The 23,710-nt window shown below is 32.7% G+C and carries 24 protein-coding genes; 3 read left to right on the forward strand and 21 right to left on the reverse strand.

Annotated features, from left to right (window positions below):
* Positions 1-133: 133 nt before the first annotated feature.
* The gene (ilvA, locus tag JG776_RS07425) at positions 134-1,099 is read right to left on the reverse strand and encodes a threonine ammonia-lyase (RefSeq protein WP_291966186.1); all 966 of its coding nucleotides are present in this window, start codon (positions 1,097-1,099) and stop codon (positions 134-136) included.
* 367 nt (positions 1,100-1,466) lie between these two features.
* Between ilvA and JG776_RS07430 the strand changes: the two genes are divergently transcribed.
* Entirely contained in the window at positions 1,467-1,880 is a 414-nt protein-coding gene (locus JG776_RS07430; protein WP_291966188.1) for a hypothetical protein, read from the forward strand.
* A 257-nt stretch (positions 1,881-2,137) separates the two neighbouring features.
* On the opposite strand, the gene JG776_RS07435 is transcribed toward JG776_RS07430, so the two are convergent.
* The 7 genes from JG776_RS07435 to JG776_RS07465 all read right to left on the reverse strand — a co-directional run bounded on the left by JG776_RS07435 (position 2,138) and on the right by JG776_RS07465 (position 9,408).
* Complete coding sequence (locus tag JG776_RS07435) at positions 2,138-3,313, reverse strand: ABC transporter permease (RefSeq protein WP_291966190.1); 1,176 nt, start codon at positions 3,311-3,313, stop codon at positions 2,138-2,140.
* Positions 3,306-4,034 carry an ATP-binding cassette domain-containing protein gene (locus tag JG776_RS07440; RefSeq protein WP_291966192.1) on the reverse strand — a complete coding sequence of 243 codons (729 nt, stop codon included), beginning with the start codon at positions 4,032-4,034 and terminating at the stop codon, positions 3,306-3,308. Before JG776_RS07440 ends, JG776_RS07435 begins: the two co-directional genes overlap by 8 nt.
* A 1-nt stretch (position 4,035) precedes the next feature.
* Positions 4,036-4,512, reverse strand: a complete 477-nt coding sequence (gene ispF, locus JG776_RS07445; protein WP_291966194.1) for a 2-C-methyl-D-erythritol 2,4-cyclodiphosphate synthase — start codon at positions 4,510-4,512, stop codon at positions 4,036-4,038.
* Positions 4,513-4,735: 223 nt separating this feature from the next.
* Positions 4,736-6,853, reverse strand: coding sequence for a glutamine synthetase III (locus JG776_RS07450; protein ID WP_291966196.1), 2,118 nt, complete (start codon positions 6,851-6,853; stop codon positions 4,736-4,738).
* A gap of 156 nt (positions 6,854-7,009) precedes the next feature.
* The gene (gene ispD, locus JG776_RS07455; protein WP_291966197.1) at positions 7,010-7,684 is read right to left on the reverse strand and encodes a 2-C-methyl-D-erythritol 4-phosphate cytidylyltransferase; all 675 of its coding nucleotides are present in this window, start codon (positions 7,682-7,684) and stop codon (positions 7,010-7,012) included.
* A gap of 8 nt (positions 7,685-7,692) precedes the next feature.
* The gene (locus tag JG776_RS07460; protein WP_291966199.1) at positions 7,693-8,820 is read right to left on the reverse strand and encodes a PIN/TRAM domain-containing protein; all 1,128 of its coding nucleotides are present in this window, start codon (positions 8,818-8,820) and stop codon (positions 7,693-7,695) included.
* 108 nt (positions 8,821-8,928) lie between these two features.
* Complete coding sequence (locus JG776_RS07465) at positions 8,929-9,408, reverse strand: CarD family transcriptional regulator (protein WP_291966201.1); 480 nt, start codon at positions 9,406-9,408, stop codon at positions 8,929-8,931.
* 204 nt (positions 9,409-9,612) lie between these two features.
* On the opposite strand from JG776_RS07465, the gene JG776_RS07470 reads away from it, so the two are divergent.
* The gene (locus JG776_RS07470; RefSeq protein WP_291966203.1) at positions 9,613-10,008 is read left to right on the forward strand and encodes a DUF1573 domain-containing protein; all 396 of its coding nucleotides are present in this window, start codon (positions 9,613-9,615) and stop codon (positions 10,006-10,008) included.
* A gap of 21 nt (positions 10,009-10,029) precedes the next feature.
* On the opposite strand, the gene disA is transcribed toward JG776_RS07470, so the two are convergent.
* The 9 genes from disA to fusA all read right to left on the reverse strand — a co-directional run bounded on the left by disA (position 10,030) and on the right by fusA (position 19,762).
* Positions 10,030-11,085: a DNA integrity scanning diadenylate cyclase DisA gene (gene disA, locus JG776_RS07475; RefSeq protein WP_291966205.1), complete on the reverse strand. Its 1,056-nt coding sequence runs from the start codon at positions 11,083-11,085 to the stop codon at positions 10,030-10,032.
* Between the two features lie 5 nt (positions 11,086-11,090).
* Positions 11,091-12,452, reverse strand: coding sequence for a DNA repair protein RadA (gene radA / locus JG776_RS07480; protein WP_291966207.1), 1,362 nt, complete (start codon positions 12,450-12,452; stop codon positions 11,091-11,093).
* Positions 12,453-12,563: 111 nt separating this feature from the next.
* Entirely contained in the window at positions 12,564-14,999 is a 2,436-nt protein-coding gene (locus JG776_RS07485; RefSeq protein ID WP_291966243.1) for an ATP-dependent Clp protease ATP-binding subunit, read from the reverse strand.
* 10 nt (positions 15,000-15,009) lie between these two features.
* Positions 15,010-16,032: a protein arginine kinase gene (locus JG776_RS07490; RefSeq protein ID WP_291966209.1), complete on the reverse strand. Its 1,023-nt coding sequence runs from the start codon at positions 16,030-16,032 to the stop codon at positions 15,010-15,012.
* Position 16,033: 1 nt separating this feature from the next.
* Positions 16,034-16,561, reverse strand: a complete 528-nt coding sequence (locus JG776_RS07495; protein ID WP_291966211.1) for a UvrB/UvrC motif-containing protein — start codon at positions 16,559-16,561, stop codon at positions 16,034-16,036.
* 11 nt (positions 16,562-16,572) lie between these two features.
* Positions 16,573-17,031 (reverse strand): CtsR family transcriptional regulator, encoded by a 459-nt coding sequence (locus JG776_RS07500; RefSeq protein ID WP_291966212.1) that lies wholly within the window; start codon positions 17,029-17,031, stop codon positions 16,573-16,575.
* Positions 17,032-17,208: 177 nt separating this feature from the next.
* On the reverse strand, positions 17,209-17,349 hold the full coding sequence (locus JG776_RS07505; protein ID WP_291966214.1) for a hypothetical protein: 141 nt from the start codon (positions 17,347-17,349) through the stop codon (positions 17,209-17,211).
* A gap of 1 nt (position 17,350) precedes the next feature.
* Positions 17,351-17,584, reverse strand: coding sequence for a hypothetical protein (locus JG776_RS07510; protein WP_291966215.1), 234 nt, complete (start codon positions 17,582-17,584; stop codon positions 17,351-17,353).
* A 90-nt stretch (positions 17,585-17,674) separates the two neighbouring features.
* Positions 17,675-19,762: an elongation factor G gene (gene fusA / locus JG776_RS07515; RefSeq protein WP_291966217.1), complete on the reverse strand. Its 2,088-nt coding sequence runs from the start codon at positions 19,760-19,762 to the stop codon at positions 17,675-17,677.
* 229 nt (positions 19,763-19,991) lie between these two features.
* Between fusA and lepB the strand changes: the two genes are divergently transcribed.
* Positions 19,992-20,513 carry a signal peptidase I gene (gene lepB, locus JG776_RS07520; protein WP_291966219.1) on the forward strand — a complete coding sequence of 174 codons (522 nt, stop codon included), beginning with the start codon at positions 19,992-19,994 and terminating at the stop codon, positions 20,511-20,513.
* An 11-nt stretch (positions 20,514-20,524) separates the two neighbouring features.
* On the opposite strand, the gene phoU is transcribed toward lepB, so the two are convergent.
* The 4 genes from phoU to pstC are packed head-to-tail and all read right to left on the reverse strand — an operon-like array spanning position 20,525 to position 23,702.
* Positions 20,525-21,175 carry a phosphate signaling complex protein PhoU gene (phoU, locus tag JG776_RS07525; protein ID WP_291966221.1) on the reverse strand — a complete coding sequence of 217 codons (651 nt, stop codon included), beginning with the start codon at positions 21,173-21,175 and terminating at the stop codon, positions 20,525-20,527.
* 14 nt (positions 21,176-21,189) lie between these two features.
* Positions 21,190-21,945 (reverse strand): phosphate ABC transporter ATP-binding protein PstB, encoded by a 756-nt coding sequence (pstB, locus tag JG776_RS07530; protein ID WP_291966223.1) that lies wholly within the window; start codon positions 21,943-21,945, stop codon positions 21,190-21,192.
* A gap of 12 nt (positions 21,946-21,957) precedes the next feature.
* A complete protein-coding gene (pstA, locus tag JG776_RS07535; protein WP_291966224.1) occupies positions 21,958-22,830 on the reverse strand; it encodes a phosphate ABC transporter permease PstA in 873 nt (290 codons plus the stop codon).
* Positions 22,830-23,702: a phosphate ABC transporter permease subunit PstC gene (gene pstC, locus JG776_RS07540; protein ID WP_291966245.1), complete on the reverse strand. Its 873-nt coding sequence runs from the start codon at positions 23,700-23,702 to the stop codon at positions 22,830-22,832. Before pstC ends, pstA begins: the two co-directional genes overlap by 1 nt.
* Positions 23,703-23,710 lie beyond the last annotated feature (8 nt).

The raw sequence follows: 23,710 nt of genomic DNA on the forward strand, positions 1-23,710 counted from the left end.
GAACTCTCCCCAATCTAACCTATCTTTCTAAAATCACTCTCAAATAAGAAAGGACAGGCATTCTAATCGAATACCCGCCCCAACAATTGACAAAGAGCCTATTAAAAAAGCTACAGCAATAGCTGTAGCTCTTTTACGCATTCTTCTTTTGAATAATATTCGCAAGCATCATTGGATCAATATTTCCACCAGTTAAAACACAAACAACATTTTTACCCGGCATATTAACCTTACCGTTTATAACAGCTGCTGCTGTTGTAGCACCAGCTCCTTCAACTACAAACTTTGACTTTGAAAGAAGTCTATATATTGCATCCTCAATTTCATCCTCTGATACAGTAACTACATCATCAACATATCTTTTTATTATATCAAAAGTCAAATCCCCTGGAGTCTTAACTGATATACCATCTGCAAGTGATTTTACACCTGGCAATGTTACAATTTTTCCTGCATCCAGTGAAGCTCTTGTTGATGCTATAACTTCAGCCTGAACTCCTATCACCTTTATACTTGGCTTTATTTCCTTCATTGCAATTGCTATACCTGATATAATACCTCCTCCACCTATCGGAACAACAATAGCATCCACATCACTAAACTCATTTAGTATCTCAAGGCCTATAGTTCCCTGTCCTGCAATTACATAAGGATCATTGAATGGGTGAACAAATGTAGCACCTGTCTCCCTTTGAATTTCAACTGCCTTTTGATAACAATCATCATATACAAGTCCATATTGAACTACTGTAGCACCATATGATTTAGTTGACTCCACTTTAGTCTTTGGGGCAGTCTCTGGCATACATATAGTTGCATTTATACCAAAAACCTTGGCAGCATATGCAACCCCCTGTGCATGATTTCCTGCTGATGATGCAATAACTCCCCTTTTTCTTTCTTCTTCTGTTAGGCTTGCTATTTTGTTATAGGCACCTCTTAATTTAAACGCATTTGTCTTTTGTCTATTCTCCGCCTTTAGAAAAACATTCATTCCAGTTAATTGAGTTAAGCTATAGGACTTAGCAAGTTCTGTCTTTCTTACTACACCATCTAATCTTTTTTGAGCCTCTTTAATCATTTCAAAAGTAACTTGCATATTTTTCCCTCATTCCTATAAAAATTTTAAATTATCTTAATTTTAATATACAATACTCGACAAAAAAATTCAATTAAGATTATATGAATTTTTGCTCATTTTTGCTTATATTCATTAATTTATATCTAATATTAGTAATTATACTATTATTATTAAGATTTACTCTGTATATATCATCAATACTCTTAATAACTAATATTTTACAATGCATTAAAAAAATATTTTTCATTATGTCCGCATTACACAAACATAATATTGCTGTAAATTAACACATAAACCAAAATCACATTTGAAACGGATATAAAACATCTTAAGTGTATTTTCTGCATATTTTATAGTATAAAATAAATTTTAGGAGGTTTTCCCCTTGGAAACAAAATATAAGGAACGTTCTCTTGTAGGTCCAATTTTCAAGATGAACTCCCTTGAAAAAACTCTTATTAACCTTTCATACCACTTAAAGGGAATTAAAGTATCAAAAGAATCTATGCCTATATATCGTGAAATCTACAATGATTATCTAACATCACTTTCTTATTTTTCTCAAAGTCTTGGATTTATAAAATGCCTATACCTTTGCAATTCTAATCCCTCTATGAAGAGTTATCTACTTAACAACCTTTTCACCCAAGCCTATAGGAAGCTTAATAACATAGATTCAAAAATTAAACTTGTTGAGGTTGAGGATATCTATTTAGAGAGCAAAAAAATACTTGAGGACAAGATTTCATACGTTACCTCAAGTATGAAGGATTTATTGGATGATTTAATTTATTATTGATAAAATTATTAAGTGCCAAGAACAACCAAACCTTCTTGGCACTAATCTTTTATACAAAACATTAATTGCTTAAATCAAAAGTAAATATAATAATTGAAATATAGAAATAGCAAGTGGTATTATTGCGATTGCCATTAACCACTTCTTTTTAGCTATCGCCCCATAAATGAGTATAATAATACCAATAACCAAAGTTTCCATTATAGCAAAATTGTCATAAACTTACCTTCTTTACATCATACTTTAAAACCATTAAATTAAGTTCTAAATACTACTTCTTCTCTACTAAACATATACCTTGCAAATAGTATAGCTGCTATTATATAAACTATTGCCCACACAAATGTTATGGCTATGTGCATAGGATTATAAACTCCAATAATAAATTCCTTTATAATAAGCGAAATATTTGCAAGAGGAATATTGAACATCATTGTAGATGCACTCTTTACATCCATCATATAGGTTCCATAGGCAACAATCATACCAATTATTGTAATAGGCGATAAATAGGTTTGGGCTTCTTTAAAGGATCTTGCATATATACTCACAGCAAGTTCGACTGCTGCAAAAATCATATTTAGTATTATGGCTGTAAATCCTATTAATATGAGAGAACCAATTGAGATATTCAATCCAACATCCCCCATAAAATCCATAGAATATTTAAAGGCTATATAGAGTCCAGTTAAGGAAGATATTGTCCCTATTATACCCATAACAGTTATAGCAAATAACTTTCCAAACAATAGCTGCATTCTACTTGCCTGTGTTGTAAGAAGTGGTTCAAGAGTTCCTCTCTCCTTTTCTCCTGCACCTAAATCAACTGCAGCAGCCATAGGTCCTGTAATTGCATATATAATCAAGTAAAGTGGCAGAAGCATTGTTAACATAAGAGCTCCTCCACCTGCCTTTTCTCTACTTACAGGCTCATTTTTAACATCAACAGGGCTTAATATAGATACATCTATTCCCCTCTTTTCAAGTCTTCTTTTCACAACCTCATCCTTATATGTGTTAATAACATCCTTAACAACATCTAATGCTGTTTGAGAATTTGTACTCTCTGAATCATATATAATTTTTATATCCGACATTTTTTCCTGTGATAGTTTTTCATCAAAATCTTCCTCAACAATAACAGCCAAATATACACTTCCCTTTTTTACTTCATCTTGATAATTCTTAGTTTCAACTATCTTTATATTAGGCACACTGCTTAAAAAATCTTTAAAGGAAGACTCTCCTCCAACGTAGGCTATTTTTACTTCCTTTGCTACCTTTTCAGTTGTACTTTTAACCCCTTTACCTATTAGTCCAAATAGTAATGGAAAAAGCACTAAAGGTAAAAGGACTGTCATTATAACTGTTTTTCTGTCCCTAAATAAATCCTTTAATTCCTTCTTAAAAACAATTGCCCATAAACTATTCATTTTTATCCCCCACCAATCTTAAAAATACTTTTTCTAAATCTTCTCCATTATATTCTCTTCTTAAATCTTCGATTTTTCCGTCATACACAATTCTTCCCTTATGTATAATTACCACTCTATCACACAGCCTTTCAACTTCCCTCATACTGTGACTTGAAAATATAATAGCTCTTCCTTTTTTCTTACAATCTAATATAAAATCCTGAACTATTGTACTTGATGAAACATCAAGTCCTATTGTAGGCTCATCAAAGAGCATAACATCAGGATTATGTACAATTGACCTTGCTATTGCAACCTTCTGTTTCATACCCCTTGAAAATTTACCAACACGTCTATCTATATATTCCTTCATATCAAGCATCTCTGCTAAAAACTCAATGTTTTTATTTGCTTCATCACTTGAAAGACCGCTCAAGTCTGCAAAATACTTTATATTTTCTCTTGCTGTCAGCCTATCGTATAATCCTACCTCTCCACCGAATAATATTCCTATCTTTTTTCTAACCTTATCGGGTTCATTTACCAAATCTAAGCCACAAATCTTTGCTGTACCTGATGTTGGCTTTAACATTGTCGATATCATTCTTAAAGTTGTTGTTTTTCCTGCCCCATTTTCTCCTAAAAGTCCAACAATCTCACCCTTATCAACTTTAAAACTAACATTATCAACTGCTGTTATTTCTTTAAATTTTTTTGTTAACCCAATTACCTCTATCATTCTATTCCCCCCTTATTAAAGTACAAACAGCGTGGGCTGCAATTCCCAAGCCCTCACCTGTAAAACCAAGCCCCTCCTCTGTTGTAGCCTTTACATTAACATCATCAACACTTACTTTACAAACCTCTGCTATATTTTTTCGCATTCTTTCAATATAGGGTGCCATCTTTGGTCTTTGGGCTATGATTGTTGCATCAATGTTGTTTACTCTATATCCCTTCTCGTTAATTATCTTAATCACATATTCAAACAGCTTTAAACTATCTGCACCCTTAAACCTTTCATCTGTATCTGGAAAATGCTTACCTATATCCCCTAATGCAGCAGCACCTAAGATTGCATCCATTATAGCGTGTAAAAGAACGTCTGCATCAGAATGTCCTAAAAGTCCCTTTTCGTAAGGTATTTTTACCCCTCCTACTATAAGTTCTCTACCTTCAACAAGCCTATGTACATCATAACCGTGTCCTATTCTCATACTACACCTCCTGACATATACAAATTTTACCACACAGCTAAATGAAATCCAAGCAGTATTTATATACTTTAAAACCTTTTAACATATAATAAATATACACTAATAAACTTTAATTGATAAGCTCATTTAATACAAAAACCCACAATGGAATATAAAAATACCTTCTACAATCCATTGTGGGCATTTTACGTAGAATGTTTACAAATAAAACCCTAATTTAAAATCACACATAGAATAACAGCTTCTCATAGCTTGGAAATGGCCATTTATTTTCATCAATTAGTGTCTCTAATTTATCTCCATAGACTCTTACATTCTTCATCTTTTCTGCCACTCTATCTCTAAATATACAAGCCTTCTCGAATATATCCCCATTAAAGCTATGTGCTTCTTCAAGCTCAGCTTCAAGCTCTGATGTTTCCTTTTTTAACAAATTCAAATTAGACTGTAACTCTTTTAACAACTCAGCTTGAGTTGTTACATCTAAATCTGGTATAGCCATCTTTACTGCATTAATGGAATTTGCAATATTTGTAACTTCACCTAAAACTACAGGGATAATTTGCTTTTTAACCATATCTATCATAGTTCGTGCTTCTATATTAATATGCTTTATATATTCCTCAAGCTTTATTTCATATCTTGCTCTTAGCTCAACTTCTGTAAATACTCCGTGCTTTGTAAATAGATTTATTGATTTTTCTGAAATCCAAGCTGTAATTGCATCAACAGTATTCTTAATATTTTTAAGTCCTCTTCTTTCAGCCTCTATTATCCAATCCTCTGAATATCCATCACCATTAAATATTATCCTTTTATGATTCTTTACTATTTCTTTAACTACTTCATTAACCTCTGAATCAAAATCCTTTGCCCCTTCAAGTCTATCTGCAATTTCACTTAAAACTTCTGCAACTGCTGTATTTAAAACAACATTTGGGTTTGCGATAGAGGATGATGATGGAACCATTCTAAATTCAAACTTATTTCCTGTAAATGCAAAAGGTGATGTTCTATTTCTATCTGTTGCATCCTTTGGTAGTGGTGGAAGAGTACTAACTCCTATTCTTAAATACTCTCTTTCTCTCTTTTCTGTTCCATTTCCCTTTTCAATATTCTCTAATATTCCTGTTAATTGGTCTCCTAAAAACATTGAAATGATAGCTGGTGGAGCTTCATTTGCACCAAGTCTATGATCATTTCCTGTATTTGCAGCAGATGCCCTTAAAAGCTCAGCATACTCATCCACAGCCTTTATAACTGCACTTAAAAATATCAAAAATTGTGCATTTTCGTGTGGAGTTTTTCCTGGTTCAAAAAGATTCTGGCCTTCATTTGTAGAAAGCGACCAGTTGTTATGCTTTCCAGAACCATTTACTCCTGCAAAGGGTTTTTCGTGTAGAAGGCACGCTAAGTTATGTCTATTTGCAACTCTTTTTAGAGTATCCATAATAACTTGGTTATGGTCTGTTGCAATATTTGCATTTTCAAAAATAGGTGCAATTTCGTGTTGTGCTGGTGCTACTTCGTTATGCTTTGTTTTAACTGGTATACCCATCTTCCAAAGTTCATAGTCTAAATCCTTCATAAAGTTTGCAACTCTATCCTTTAAGCTTCCAAAGTAATGGTCTTCAAGTTCTTGTCCCTTTGGAGGCTTTGCCCCAAATAACGTTCTTCCTGTAAAAACTAAATCCTTTCTTTTTAGGTAAAGGTCCTTATCTATTAAAAAGTATTCCTGTTCTGCTCCAACTGTTGAAAATACTCTCTTTGCTGTTGTATTTCCAAATAATCTTAATATTCTTAGTGCCTGTTTTGAAACTGCCTCCATTGAACGTAGAAGTGGTGTCTTTTTATCTAATGCCTCTCCTGTATAAGCACAAAATGCAGTAGGAATACAAAGAGTTAATCCACCCTCGTCCTCCTTCAAAAATGCATAGGATGTGGCATCCCAAACAGTATAACCTCTTGCCTCAAAGGTTGCTCTAATTCCACCCGACGGGAAGGATGAAGCATCTGGTTCTCCCTTTATTAAAGATTTACCTGAAAACTCAGTTATTGCTCTTCCTTCACTTATAGTATTTAAAAAGGATTCGTGCTTTTCTGCTGTAATTCCTGTCATAGGTTGAAACCAGTGGGTATAATGTGTTGCTCCCTTTTCTATTGCCCAATCCTTCATAGCGTTAGCAACAACATCCGCAACTGATGGGTCAAGAGGAACACCTTCATCCATTGTCCTTCTTAATGCTTTGTAAACATTTTTAGGTAATCTCTCCCTCATCACTTCGTCATTAAATACATTTTCACCAAAAACTTGTTTCAAATCAATTTTTCCATTTGCCATATAAACCCCCTCCTAATCTTCAAAAAAAGATACGGCGCCCCTTAAATACACATTTGTGTATATAAGGAAACGCCGTTGTTTCCGATAATCTATTTACTTCACATAGTATATTATATTAAAGTCATACAAAAATTGCAACTTCTTTTTTGAAAAACTTCATTTTTTTAATATTAGCTCTGCTAAATATATATCTTCCTTTGTTGTTATTTTTATATTATCATAGGAACCTTCCACAACAGCTACCTTTTTTCCTAACTGTTCTAACAAACTTGTATCATCAGTTGCAATAATTCCCTTTTCCCTGGCATATTCGTGAGCCTCTAAAATCAATTGATACTGAAAGGTTTGTGGAGTTTGAATGAAATATATACTATTTCTATCTAAAGTCTGTTGAAAAAAATCACCCTCTACAAGTTTTACTGTATCCTTTGCCTTAACAGCAAGAGCAGATGCTCCAAATATTCTTGCCCTATTTATAGTTTCTAATATATGTTCCTTTTTTACAAAGGGCCTTGCACCATCGTGTATAACCACTATATCACTTTTTCTACATTCAACTAAACCATTATATACAGAATGCTGTCTTTCTTCTCCTCCACATACTATTGCTTCAATCTTTTTATATCCATATCTTTTAACAATATTTTCTTTAAAATATTCTATTTCATCCTTTGAAACTACCACAACTATATTATCTATAAATTCAGCCTCTTCAAATACGTCTATTGTTCTTGATATTACCTCTTTGCCATCTATTAAGAGATACTGCTTGTTATATCCTAATCCCATCCTCTTGCCTTTTCCTGCCGCAACAATAAGTGCTGTAACCATAATTCCTCCTATACCGCTTTATCCTGTGCATTTTTAAGTTTTGCAAATATCATTCTTCCTGCTGCTGTTTGAAGAACACTTGTTACAACAACATCAACTATTTCTCCAACATACTTTTTTCCACCTTCTACAACAATCATTGTTCCATCATCAAGATATGCAACACCCTGTCCAGACTCTTTTCCATCCTTTATGATATGGATATTCATCTCTTCCCCAGGTATAACAACCGGCTTTACTGCATTAGCAAGCTCATTTATGTTTAACACTGGTACACCCTGAAACTCTGCAACTTTATTTAGATTAAAATCATTTGTTATAACCTTACCACCTAAACTTTCTGCAAGTTTTAAAAGTTTACTATCAACCTCCGCTACATTTGGGAAATCCTTATCACATATTTCTACATTTACAGGAAGTTCCTTTTGAATTTCATTTAATATATCAAGTCCTCTTCTACCTCTTGCCCTTTTTAAATTATCGGATGAATCAGCGATATGCCTTAACTCTTCAAGAACAAACTGAGGAATGACTATAGTACCTTCAATAAACCCAGTCTTTAGAATATCTAATATTCTTCCATCAATAATTACACTGGTATCAAGTATTTTAGGCTGGCTTGGTCTTATATCTATCTTCTGTTTTTTATCCTTAGTAAATTTTTTCATAAATGTAAATACATTTGAAAGTTCATCCTTTTTCTTAATAGCTACATTTACACCTAGTGTACCAAAAACAATGTTAACTATTAAAGATATTAAACTCCCTATTGCTGATAAAATGGAGTTAGTCTGTAAAAAACTGGCAACCGAACCAATAAGCAGGTTGGCAATTAAAAGCCCTATAATAAGTCCAACTACCCCAATTATTATTTCATTTGTTGGAACCTTCTGTAGTCCTGCCTCTAATAGTTCAACCAGTTTCCATACCATAGATATAATAAAGGGTGATATGATATAAAATATAAGTCCTACAAATAGAATTCCAAAAATATAAATTATGATTCCTATAAGTGATGTCGGATTGATATTGAATAAATGCTTGATGTAATCAATTTTAACAACAATATCCGTCAATACATATCCTAATATTAGCCCCGATATTGTTAAGAGCCATCTAAATATCTTATTTAGCATTTATACACCTCCTATTACATATATTTTCCATATTTTAATATCTACTATACAACAATTATAAAAAAAGCAATGAATGTTAAAGATAATATTATTATATTTTTATTAATTTTAAGACAATAAGTTATTTATTATTTTTTGCTTCCCTTCGTCAATTGATACATTTAGCACAATAGAAATTTCACTGGATAAAAGTAAAATAAAATTCTCTAATACCTTCTCTTCACTTTTAGATAACTGTTTTTTTTGTGATAAAAAATTGATGTCTCTTATAATGTCTGCCATCTCATAAGGGTCGCCTTTAGATAGTATTGATTCATATAATTTTAACCTATCTATCCATTTAGAAGGAAGACTATTAGGAGAATCATTTATTTTTTTTAATATAGTTTCAAGTTCTTCTTTATCTATAACTTTTCTTATCTTTTTATGACTATTATCATCTACAGGTAGCATAATCTCTATACCTTCTATTACAAATTTTATCATATAATATCTTTTTATCTCCTTTAATATCTCCCTTTCTTCTATATTAACTATAGTTCCTGACCCAAATTTAGGATGATATATTTTATCACCTATATTAAACATAGCAACCCCTCTTTTATTTAAAATAAACCTCTTAATTCATTATATTAATATCTTTTTTAATATGTTAAATATTGTATACATTAAAGCATTACATTTGACACATTAAAGTAAGAATATTTATAATATTATTAAAGCAAAGTTTACCCCAACATATTGTAAGCTTTGTACCTCCTGTTTAATTATTAAGAAAAGGGGTGTAAGCATATGAAGGACATAATAATCGATGACTTTCAAAATGCCGTATCTGAATCATTAATAAGGCACAAAAGTATTTTAGACATAATGACCAAACTTAATGAATCACAATCTCGTATTAACAGAGCTATTGCAAAGTCTGCAACAAATTGTGGTTGTATTAAGATAGACGTAGAAAAGCAAAAGCTGCCTAACGACTGCTCTTTAGAGGAAGCTTCAAAACTTCTATCCTATCAGATTAAGGGTAAACTTTGCGATAACTGCCGCGAAGTTCTTGAGGATGAAATTGGAACAGAACTATATTATCTTGCTGCACTCTGTGATGCATTAAACATCAACTTATTTGATGTATTACTAAAGGAATATAAAAACATAACCACCCTCGGAAAATTTTCAATGCTATAAAAAATAGGGCTATATTTAGCCCTATATTCTTCTGTTTAAAATTACCTGTTCCTGTATCTTTCTTAATCCTTCCTTTATTGCTCTTGCTCTTGCCTCTCCAATACCTTCTACTGCATCAAGTTCCTCAATTGTAGCATTTAAAATATTTTTAAACTGTCCAAAGGACTTAACCATATTTTCAACAACAACCTGAGGAAGCTTTGGTATTTTATTTAATAGCCTATATCCCCTTGGTGATATCATTGTTTCAAACATAGCATCTGGTGCATATCCTAAAACTTTACTTACAACATTTATGTCTATTAAATCATCAGACGGAATACTTCTTATTGCCTTTTGAACATCCGAAACATCGCGTTCTGCATAATCCTTTATAAGAAGCATACCCTCTTCTTCTACTCCATCAGCCAAATCATCAAGCTGCATTGAAACAAGCCTTCCTTCATTACCAAGTTCATATATATACTTTTCAATCTCGTACACAATTCTCATTACCATTTCATTTCTTTGAACCGCAACAGTTACATCGTAGGCTGTAACTAAATCTTCAAATTCAAGTGCAGACAGATTTGACATAGCCTCATCTAAAACCTGTTTATATCTTTCAAGAGTCTGTATTGCTTGATTAGCCTTTGTAAGGATTATACTTATATCCTTCAATACATATTTAAAATTTCCCTTATATACTGTAATTACATTTCTTCTTTGAGAAATGGCAATAACTAAATTTCCAGTCTGCTTTGCAACCCTATCTGCAGTTCTATGTCTTGTTCCTGTTTCTGTTGTTGGAATAGTTGGATCAGGTATTAGCTGAGTATTCGCATAGAGAATTCTTTTTAAATCGCTACTGATTATAATTGCACCATCCATCTTTGCAAGCTCATATAAATACGAAGGTGAATATTCACTGTTTATATAAAAGCCACCATCTACTATCTTCATAATCTCTTCTTGATCACCAATGACAATAAGTCCACCTGTTTTTGCCTTTAAGACATTTTCAAGTCCATCCCTTAGGGGTGTTCCTGGAGCCATTAGCTTTAAAACATTCAAAAGTTCAGTTTCTCTATATCTCATATTAACTATCCCCCTAAAACCTCTTCTAATACTTCATATATATTTTTAACTCCAATTACATTTATGTCAAGTTTATCCTCTATAGCCTTTAAATTTTCATAGGGAATTATGCACCTTTCAAATCCAAGCTTCTGTGCCTCTAATATTCTCTTTTCAATGAAATTTACTCCTCTAACCTCACCTGTAAGCCCTAATTCGCCAATTACAACCGTCTTAGAATCAATAGGAATATTCCTAAAACTTGAAGCAATTGCACAAACTATACCTAAATCACAGGCTGGTTCATCTAACTTTAAACCTCCAACAACATTAATGTAGGCATCAAAGGTTTGAAGCTGCATACCTACTCTTTTTTCTAAAACTGCCATTAAAAGAACTACTCTATTATAATCTATTCCTGTTGCCATTCTTCTTGGCATACCAAAGGCTGTTGCAGAAGTTAGTGCTTGTATTTCAACAAGTACAGGCCTTGTTCCCTCTAAGCTACATACAACAGCAGAACCCGGAACATCTTCAGGCCTTCCAGAGAGCATAACCTCTGATGGATTAAGCACCTCCTTCAATCCATCACCCTTCATCTCAAATATTCCAATTTCATTTGTTGATCCAAATCTATTCTTTACAGCTCTTATAACCCTGTAGGTATGATGTCTCTCCCCTTCAAAATATAAGACAGTATCAACCATATGTTCTAACACTCTTGGTCCTGCAATTGCCCCTTCTTTAGTAACGTGTCCAACTATAAATATTGGTATAGAAAGGCCTTTTGCAATTCTCATAAACGTAAGCGTAGACTCTCTAACTTGACTTACGCTTCCTGGTGCAGATTGCAGTTCCATTTTAAACATTGTTTGTATTGAATCAACTATTATTATATCTGGTTTTAAATTTTGTATATGCTTCTCTAAAATATCAAGATTTGTTTCAGATACAATGTAGAGATTACTGCCTTTAACCTTCAACCTCTGTGCTCTAATTTTAATCTGTTTTTCTGATTCCTCTCCTGATATATAAAAAACTTTATAACCATTTAATGACAAATTTTTAGATACCTGAAGAAGAAGGGTTGATTTTCCAATACCTGGATCTCCACCTACTAAAATTAGAGAACCTCTAACTATTCCTCCTCCTAAAACTCTATCAAGTTCATCTAATCCTGTTCTTAACCTTTCTTCCTCCGTAATCTCTATCTCATCTACAGTAAGAGGCATTATTATATTGGTTGTAGCTATATATGCTTTATCATTATTTTGTTCTATTTCTTCAACTAAGCTATTCCAGACGCCACACTCGGGACATTTACCCATCCATTTTGGAGATTCATATCCACATTCTTGACAAATAAACTTGGTTTTAATCTTTGGCATAATATCACTTCCACAATTTCAAAAATTTTTTTATCCATTTTAATATTTTACACTAAGTTATAAAAAAAATAAATATAAACTATAAAAAAATAAGGGGAATTTTTACTCCCCTTATTTATCGAATACAATCTCTCCATCCTTTACATCCATTTTTACTTTATCGCCCTTCTTGATATTACCCTTTAACATTTCTTCTGATAGCTTATCCTCAACAGCCTTAGTAATTGCACGTCTTAGAGGTCTTGCTCCATATACTGGGTCAAATCCAGCCTTTGCAAGATGTTTCTTTGCCTCTTCTGTATACTCTACTTCTATGTCTAAATCCTTTAACCTCTTAATTACACTATTCAGCATCAATTCAACTATCTTTTCTATATCCTTTTCTTCAAGTGGATGGAATACTATTATATCATCAATTCTATTTAAAAACTCAGGTCTAAATGTTCTCTTTAAATCCTCCATTACATTTTCCTTCATCTTTTCATAGGAATTTTCCTTATCCTTTTCTGTATTTGCCGCAAAACCAAGGTTCTGCTGTTTCTTTATCGTACTTGCCCCAACATTTGATGTCATTATAACTATTGTATTTTTAAAATCTACAGTTTTTCCTTTACCATCGGTCAATCTTCCATCCTCAAGTATTTGTAATAATATATTAAATACATCTGGATGTGCCTTTTCTATTTCATCAAACAATACAACTGAATATGGCTGTCTTCTAACCTTTTCTGTTAGTTGTCCTCCCTCCTCGTAACCTACATATCCAGGAGGTGAACCTATAAGTCTTGATACAGCGTGCTTTTCCATATATTCTGACATATCAATTCTAATCATTGCATTTTCATCACCAAACATTGCCTCTGCAAGTGCCTTTGTAAGTTCTGTCTTACCTACCCCAGTTGGACCTAAGAAGATGAAGGAACCTATTGGACGTTTTGGATCCTTAAGTCCTACTCTTGCACGCCTTACTGCACGAGCTACTGATTTTACAGCTTCTTCTTGTCCTACAACCCTATTATGAAGTATCTCTTCAAGTTTTAGAAGTTTTTCTGATTCTGTTTCAGTTAATTTATTTACTGGTATATTAGTCCATCTTGATACAACATTTGCAATATCCTCTGCTGTAACCGATAGAATCTCATTGTCCTTCTTATTTTGCCAATTATCCTTTAATCTATTAAGTTCATTGATAAGCTCCTGCTCTCTATCTCTTAATTTTGCTGCCTTTTCATATTCCTGCATATTTACAGCTTCATCCTTATCCTTTTTAACCTTTTCTATTTCTTCTTCTAATTTCTTGATATCCGGTGGTGCTGTTAATGTCTTTAACCTTACCTTTGAAGCTGCTTCATCCATAAGGTCTATTGCCTTATCTGGTAGATATCTATCTGTTATATATCTATGCGAAAGGGTAACTGCTGCTTCTATTGCTTCATCAGTTATCTTTACCTTATGATGTGCTTCATATTTATCCCTTAATCCCTTTAATATTAGTATTGACTCCTCTACGGAAGGTTCTCCTACCATAACAGGTTGGAATCTTCTCTCTAAAGCTGAATCCTTTTCAATATATTTTCTATATTCATCAATTGTAGTTGCACCAATAATCTGTAATTCTCCCCTTGCAAGGGCAGGTTTTAAAATATTTGATGCATCCATAGCACCCTCTGCTGCACCTGCACCTACAATTGTATGAACCTCATCAACAAACAGTATTACATTTCCTGCCTTCTTTATATCATCCATTACCCTCTTTAATCTTTCTTCAAATTCACCCCTATATTTTGAACCTGCAATCATACCTGACAAATCAAGAGTTACAACCCTTTTATTCTTTAGTATTTCTGGCACATTACCTTCTACTATCTTTTGTGCCAATCCTTCTGCTATAGCTGTCTTACCAACACCAGGTTCTCCTATAAGGCAAGGATTGTTCTTCGTTCTTCTACATAATATTTCTATTACCCTTTCAGTTTCTTCTTCTCTTCCTATTACAGGATCAAGTTTACCTGACTTTGCAAGTTCAGTTAAATCACGACCAAACTGATCAAGGTTTGGAGTGTTGGCCTTTACCTTTTTATCCTGTCTTGTTTTTGTTTGCACCTCATTGTTCTGTGACATATTTTGAATTAAATCATTTCTTACCTTATTAAAGTTAACTCCCATCTTTTCAAGTAATGTAAATGCAACTCCTTCTCCTTCTCTTATTATTGCAAGGAGAAGATGCTCTGGTGCAATAAAGTTGTGGTTTAATGAGCTTGCCTCTCCCTTTGCAACTTCAATTAATCTTTTAGTTCTAGGAGTAAGTTCAAGCTGTTTTAAGAAAAAATCAACTTCACCTGCTCCCTCTACATTAATTATTTCCTGTCTTAATTTATTTGCATCTATTCCGTATTCAGATAAAACCTTTGAAGCATAACCACCTTCTCTTATAATTCCAAGAAGAATATGCTCTGTTCCAATAAAATTATGTCCGAGTCTTTGGGCCTCTTCTGCCGCCAAATTTATAACTCTTTGACTTCTTTCTGTAAATCCTCCAAACATAATATACACCTCCTTAACTTAACTTTTCTCTTATTAGTTTTGCTCTAACTATATCTCTGTCCCTTGGATTTAAATCCCTATTTTCTAAAAGTTGCAATGTTGCTGGTTGGACGTTTACAAACAACTCATTTAGACTATCTACTTTTACATCCTTTATTATACCCATTTCTACTCCCATTCTAACCTTAGATATAAGTTCTAAGCTCTCCTGGGTTGATATGCTTCTTGCAAATTTTAATATGCCAAGTGACCTATAAAGTTCATCCTCAAGCTCAACAGATTGTTTTTCAAGAAGCATTTCCCTTGCCTTCTTTTCCTTCTCTACAATCTTTTTAGTTACAGCTATAAGATTATTTATTATTTCATCCTCTGAAAGACCTAATGTTATTTGATTAGAAATTTGATATACGTTACCAAGTGCATTGCTTCCTTCTCCATAAAGTCCTCTTATTGTTAAACCTACCTGATTTATTGTGTTAATAATATTGTTTATATTTTTTGTGATAGTTAATGCTGGCAGATGAAGCATAACCGATGCCCTAAGTCCTGTTCCAACGTTAGTTGGACAGCTTGTTAAATATCCAAGTTTTGTATCATAGGCATAGTTCACTCTCTGTTCAATCAAATCATCAATTTTACTTGCAAGCTCATATGCTTCCTTAAGTTTAAATCCAGGATAAATTACCTGAAGCCTAATATGGTCCTCCTCATTTATCATTATTGACACATTTTTATCTCTATTAATCATAACTGCTGAAATATCACTTCTATTTATTAAATCCTTGCTAATTAAATGCTTTTCAACCATAGACATTTTTTCATTTAATGAAATATCACTTAAGTTAATAACTTCAAAATCATTTGAAATCACAGAATTACTCTCTAAAATAGCAGATGTAACATCATCTACTACTTTTTTAGCATTCTCCTTATCTAAAAGGTGTGGAAAAGGAATTCCATCTATATTACGTGCAAGTCTTATTCTACTTGTTAAAACAATCCCCTCATCTGATGATTTAGAAAAGAACCACGCCATATCATTCACCCCTTTGGTTATCTAATTTTGATTCAAGATTTCTTATTTCATCCCTAAGCTTTGCAGCCTTTTCATATTCTTCCTTATTTATGGCTATTTTAAGTTCTTCCTTTAATCTCTCAATATCCCTCTTTAACTTTAAATCTCCTCCTGTCCTTGCAGGAACCTTTCCTGTATGTTCTATATTACCGTGTATTCTTTTAATTATAGGTGTAATCTTAGGTGCAAAGGCAGAATAGCATCTACTGCATCCCATTCTTCCTTTATTTCTAAAATCGTTGAAGGACATCTTACAAACAGGACAAACCTCCTCTTCGTAAGTTTTAGGAGCTCCTCCTAACATCTCTACAAATCCATCTAAAATATTTTGGAAGGACATAGGCATACCAAAATTAAAAGAAAAATTCATATTTACATCCTCACTCTGCTTTGCACATTCGTCACATAGATGAAGTTCAGTCTTTACCCCGTTTATTATCTTTGTTATATGAACATTTGCCTCTTTTTGATTGCATCTTTGACATAACATATTCATACCCCCTATTCTATCATAGTTATTAGGATATTCTTTAATATATGTGCACGTACTTTATTTTTTGTCTCACCATCAAGAGCAATGCTCCTATCGCTTATTGCAGCCTTTATTATTGTTGACTCTCGTTCACTTAAAAAGCCTCGATCCTTAAAAAGCTCTATAATAGCATTTGCTTCATTTTGGGTCAAACTATCCATTATATTTTCTTTTATTGCTCTTTTTATATACTGATTCTTATCAAGTTCAACCCTTGTTATTCTTATACATCCTCCACCGCCACGTCTACTTTCTATATAATAACCTTTGTCTATTGTAAACCTTGTTGTTAAAACATAATTTATTTGTGATGGTGCACAGTTGAATATATTTGCTAATTCATTTCTTTGTATTTCTAATACATTTTGTTCACTTGTCTCAAGCATATGCTTTATAAATTCTTCTATTATATCTGACAACCTTGCCATCACATCACCTCTTTTGACTTTGACTTTCTTTGACCTTTCATCTATAATTATAATACCACTGTATTACTATTCAAATATAATTATTACCAATTTATTTTAAATTATAACTTTTATAGTTTAATTTTTTAAATTACCTATTCTTTTCTCATTTTTTTATTAAATAGGTGGTTAAACCACCTATTTTTTATCATTTTTATTTTTTGACTTTAGCTTGTGTTCAACTTCATCTACTCGTTTTCTCTGTTCCTCTGGAGTCATCCAAGCAAACTCAGATGGAACCATTTCTCCATATAAATGAAGATTGTATTCATCCTTCATACTAACGCCTCCTTGCAATAATGTTATATTTGCTATCGTCGTGGCCACCCTTTACAGTTATTTCAAATCCATTGTTTTCTAAAACCCTATTAATATTTTCAGTTTGGGTTGCATCCTTTGCATCAATTGTTATAACAAGTTCATCATTTTTTCCAACTATATCAATTACATCTAATAATTTTCTTTGATCTAATTGGTCTATAATGCTGCCAAAATTTATTCTATAATCTGACATTATCTCCCCTCCTCAATATTTAGTTTTACCCTTTAAAAATTTTTTATAAAGGTATTTATATGAAATAAAAAGAAGAATAAGCCGCTTGGCTTATTCTTCTTCCATTTCTTTTAGTTTTTGTGCATTTTCAATTATTTTTTGACTAATTACAGGTGGAACTTCTTCATAACGTTCAAATCTCATTGTAAAACTACCTCTTGCTTGAGTCATAGACCTTAATTCTGTAGCATATTTAAACATTTCTGCAAGTGGAACTTCTGCTGTAACAACCTCAAGACCATTCCTTTGTTCCATTCCTAAAACTCTTCCTCGTCTCTTGTTAATATCTCCCATAACATCTCCCATATATTCATCTGGAACAGTAACTTCAACATGCATTATTGGCTCTAATAAAACTGGATCTGCTTCCTTCATTCCCTTCTTATATGCTAAAGACGCTGCTGTCTTAAAGGCCATTTCTGATGAGTCAACTGGATGGTATGAACCATCGTGTAAAGTTGCCTTTATTCCTATTACAGGGTAACCTGCAAGAACACCGTGCTTCATAGCTTCTCTTAGGCCCTTTTCAACTGCTGGTATGTATTGTCTTGGAACAACACCACCTACAATTTGATCTACGAATATTAAATCTTCAGTCTCATTTTGTGGTTCAAATTTTATCCAAACATCTCCATACTGTCCGTGACCACCACTTTGTTTTTTATACTTTCCCTGTACATCGGATGTTTTTCTAATTGTTTCTCTGTATGGAACCTTTGGAGTTTCTAATACAACATCAACTCCATATTTATTTTTGAGCTTATTTGCAATTATTTCAATATGAATCTCACCAAGTCCTGAAATAATAGTTTCTGCATTTTCTACATCTCTTGTAATCTTAAAGGTTGGATCTTCTTCAAGTAGCTTATGAAGACCATTTGAAATTTTATCTTCATCACCCTTTGACTTTGGTTTAACTGTCATTGATAAACAAGGTTCTGGAAATTCCATCTTACCATATACAATTGGTTTTGAAACATCACAGAGAGTGTCTCCAGTTAACGTATACTGCAATTTTGATACTGCTCCTATTTCTCCTGCATAAAGCCTATCTACAGCAATCTGATTTTTACCCTTTAGAAGATATAGTGTTCCTACTTTTTCTACCTTGTCTTGAGTAGAGTTATATATAGATGAATCTGCTGAAATGCTTCCTGATAGAACTCTAAACAATGACAATCTTCCTACAAATGGGTCTGCAATTGTCTTGAATACAACAGCTGAAAAGGCTTGATCTATACTTGAGCTTCTCTTTTCTATATCTCCAGTCTTTGGATTAATTCCTTCATAGGTTCTCTCTACTGGTGATGGGAAATAACTAATAATGTTATCAAGTAGTGTATGAATACCTACACTGTTTGCAGCTGAACCACAGAATACAGGAGCTATTTCACAGGATTGCATACCCTTTTTAAGTCCCATTATTATCTCTTCTTCAGATAGTTCTCCATCACTTAAGTATTTATCTAATAGTTCCTCATCTGTTTCTGCTACAGCCTCCATAAGTGCACTTCTATATTCATCAATAGTAGGAATAAGTTCACTTGCTACTTCAACATCAACCATTGATTTAAGTTTTGAATCATAAACCTTAGCTTTTTTGTTTATAATATTAACAACACCTTTAAATTCACTTTCTTTTCCTATTGGAATTTCTATAGGAACAACTGCAAGTTCAAACCTATCCTTTAGACTTTGCAATGCTTTATCATAGCTTGAATTTTCTCTATCTAATTTATTTATAAAAAATGCTCTTGGAATTTTATATCTATTTACATACTCCCACGATTTTTCAGTTCCTACTTGAAGACCTGAAACACCACACACACTAATTAAAGCTGCATCAACACCCTTAAGACCCTGAATAACCTCTCCTACAAAATCAAAATATCCTGGAGTATCTACTAAATAAATCTTATGCCCATTCCAAACGCAATTTGCTACTGCTGATGATATTGATATTTTTCTCTTTTTTTCCTCGGGATCATAGTCTAATATAGAGGTACCATCATCTGTTCTACCTAACCTATCTGATTCCTTAGTGTAAAATAGAATTGCTTCTGCAAGAGATGTTTTACCTGTACCTCCATGACCTATAATCCCGATGTTTCGGACATTTTCGGCTTTGTACTCCTTCATATCAATTCCCCCTTTGGCAGTTTTTATGCCTTATTTTTATATTTCTATAGATTTTTTAAAAATCCTTCTCAAATTTTTAAAATTTTTTGAAAATACATCTTTTATTATTTTATACTTTTATTGGTTTTTTATACATTTTATTAATCTTTTATTTATATTGTATTTTTTAGTTACAAATTTTATGTAAAATGTGTATAATATTATTAGTTACTTTTAGGAGGTGCTAAAATTGAAGGAAAACATAAAAAATGAAATTAAAGAATGGATATATTCCTTAGTAATAGCTGCTGTTCTTGCCTTTGCTATAAAAGCTTTTATATTTGATATAATACAGGTTTCAGGAATATCAATGGTTCCTACTCTACATAACAATGATAGGGTTATAGTTGAAAAAATAAGTATGTATAGAAAAAAAATTTATAGAGGAGAAATTGTTATATTAGACCCCGGAAGTAAAGGAAGAGGAATATATATAAAGAGAATAATAGGTTTGCCAAACGAAACTGTTGAAATAAAGGATGGAAATGTATATATAAATGGAGATAAACTTCAGGAGGATTATTTAGAACCAGGTACCTATACAGATGTTGATTTAAAAATTACTGTACCTGAAGACTGTGTATTTGTATTAGGTGATAATAGAGAGGTTAGTGAGGATAGTAGATATATAGGCCCTATACCAATAAAAAATCTTAAAGGGCACGCTGTTCTTAGAGTTTATCCCTTCAATGATATAAAAAAATTAAGGTAGCATTTGCTACCTTAATTTATTTCTACTCTTTCTCCAGTTACCATATAGATAATACGTTCACATATATTTGTCGTATGATCTGCAACTCTTTCAAGATATCTTCCTACAAATAAAAGCTTTATACCTTGATTTAAAAATTTGCTATCTTTTTGTATATATTTAAATACTTCATTTATAACTGTATCATATAAATCATCAACTTGTTGGTCCATTTCTGCAGCCCTTTTAGCAAGCTCTATGTCTTGATTAACAAAGGCATCAAGGCTTAATTTTATCATATTTTGTGCAATCTCTGCCATTTTAGGTATGTCTATTAGAGGTTTCATTAAAGGCTCATTACCAATCTCCAATGTAATTTTTGCTATATTAACTGCATGGTCGCCTATTCTTTCTAAATCAGTTATTATTTTTAATGCTGAAGCAATCCTTCTTAAATCCTTTGCCATAGGTTGCTGAAGTACAATTAAGTTTAAACAATCCTTCTCAATTTTGAGTTCCATCTCATCTATAGCATCATCTTCTGTATATATTGATTTTGCAAGCTCTAAATCTTGATTCTTGAGAGATGTTACTGCTTTGTCTATTATTGTCTCAACCATTGCACCCATTTTAATTAAGTCGTGATTTAATCTTGTTAGCTGTTGATCTAAATGTTCTCTCATATTAACCTCTCCTTTTAACCGAATCTTCCTGTAATATAGTCCTCTGTTCTTTTATCCCTTGGATTTGAGAATATTTTGCTGGTTTCATCATATTCAATTACTTCCCCATTTAAGAAAAATGCTGTATAATCTGATATTCTTGCCGCCTGCTGCATTGAGTGTGTTACTATAATTATAGTATAATCCTTTTTAAGTTCAAGTACTAATTCTTCAATTTTCATAGTTGAAATAGGGTCAAGAGCTGAAGTTGGTTCATCCATTAAAACCACATCAGGTTGCATTGCAATAGCTCTTGCAATACAAAGTCTTTGTTGTTGTCCTCCTGAAAGTTCAAGAGCTGATTTATATATTTTATCCTTTACTTCATCGTATAGTGCAACCGCCTTTAAAGTCTTTTCAACTACCTCATCCAATACTTCCTTTTTATTTACTCCATTTTTTCTTAAGCCATACACTATATTTTCATATATTGTCTTTGGAAATGGATTTGGTTTTTGAAATACCATACCTATTCTTCTTCTTAGTTCAACAGGCTCCATCTCCTTTGAATAAATATCCTTTCCTTCATATATTATGTTTCCTTCAACCTTAACGTTCTCTATAAAATCATTCATTCTATTTATAGTTCTCAAAAATGTTGATTTACCGCAACCAGAAGGCCCTATAAAGGCTGTTACGTTGTTTTTATAAATATCCATATTTACATCCTTTAAGGCCCTATGTTCACCATAGTAAAAGTTTAAATTTCTGACACTTAATATTGGTTCCATTTTTTAGCCCCCTTAGTCCTTCATTCTAATTTGGTATTTATTTCTTAATATAATTGCAACGGAATTTATTCCAAGTAATATAACAAGAAGCACTATAATTCCTGCTGCTGCAACATCTTGAAACTCCTTCTTTGGCATTCCTGCCCAGTTGAATATTTGTATCGGAAGTACTGTAAATTGGTCAAAAGGTCCCTTTGGTATAAAGGATACATAGGCAAGGGCACCTACGACAATAAGCGGTGCTGCTTCACCAAGGGCTCTTGATATTGCAAGTATTGAACCTGTTAATATACCAGGTAATGCATAGGGAATTATAACTCCTGTTACAGTTTGCCATTTTGTTGTACCAAGGGCATAGGATGCCTGCTTTAAAGATGATGGTACACTTTTTATAGCCTCCTGTGAAGCTATTATTATAATTGGCAAAATTAAAATTGCCATTGTAAATGATGCTGCAAGTATTGTTCTTCCCATTGCAAATAATCTTACAAAAACAGCAAGACCAAGCATTCCGTAAATAATTGAAGGTACACCAGCTAAGTTTGCAATATTTAATTTAATAAACTCTGTAAACTTATTGTCTTCAGCATATTCTTCAAGGTATATAGCAGTACCGACCCCTATAGGGAATGCTATTAAAGCAGTTAAAAAAATTAGCCAAAGGCTTCCTAATAGTGCTGGGTATATACCTGACTTTCTTGGGAATCTTGATGGAAAATTCTTTAGAAAATCAAGGCTTAACCAAGGAAGACCTTTTCTTAATATATCTATCATTAGTACTGCAAGTACTATAACTCCAAACAATGTACAAGCTAAAAATATGCCGTGCATTATGCTATTTAACATTTTTCTTTTTTTGAGCCTTCTTAACTCCTCATTATTCATTAATAAGCCCTCCTATATTTTCTAACAAAATATCTTGAAATAACATTAAGTGTAAACGTCATAAGAAAAAGAAGTGTTCCTACTGCAAATAATGTCTTATATGCAAGTGAACCATAAGGTACATCACCCATACTTATTTGAACGATATATCCAGTCATTGTTTGTATACTATCTAAAGGATTTATAGTAAGTTTTGGTGTTGAACCAGCCGCCATTGCAACAATCATAGTTTCTCCTACAGCTCTTGATATAGCAAGTATGAAGGACGCAACTATACTGGACATAGCAGTTGGAATAACAACATCCTTGGTAACTTCAAGCTTTGTTGCTCCAAGTGCATAGGCACCATTTCTTAAGGAATCAGGTACTGCCATCATAGCATCTTCGCTCATAGAAGATACAAGAGGTATTGTCATTATACCAACCGCAATACCTGCACTTAAGGCATTATATACACTCGTCTCTGGAAATATATTTCTAATTAAAGGTGTTATTGCTGTTAATGCAAAGTATCCATAAACAATAGAAGGAACACCTGCTAAAACCTCAAGTATTGGTTTTAATATCTTTCTCACCTTCTTAGGAGCATACTCACTTAAATAGATTGCACTACCAAGACCTAATGGTATGGATATTAAACCTGCTATCAAAACTATAAGCATAGTCCCTGCAACAAGTGGTAACACTCCAAAGTGGTTTGGTTCAATAAGAGGTGTCCATTTTGTTCCAGTTAAAAATTCTACTATAGATACTTCTTTAAAGAACATATATGTTTCTTCAAAAAGGGAAAAAATTATTCCAATTGTAGTAAATATAGATATAAGTCCAAGTGTTGTTAAAACAATCTTTACAACCTTTTCGAGCCTATTCATTTTTTCTT

Source organism: Caloramator sp. (assembly GCF_020054765.1).
Classification (GTDB): Bacteria; Bacillota; Clostridia; order Clostridiales; family Caloramatoraceae; genus Thermobrachium; species Thermobrachium proteoclasticum.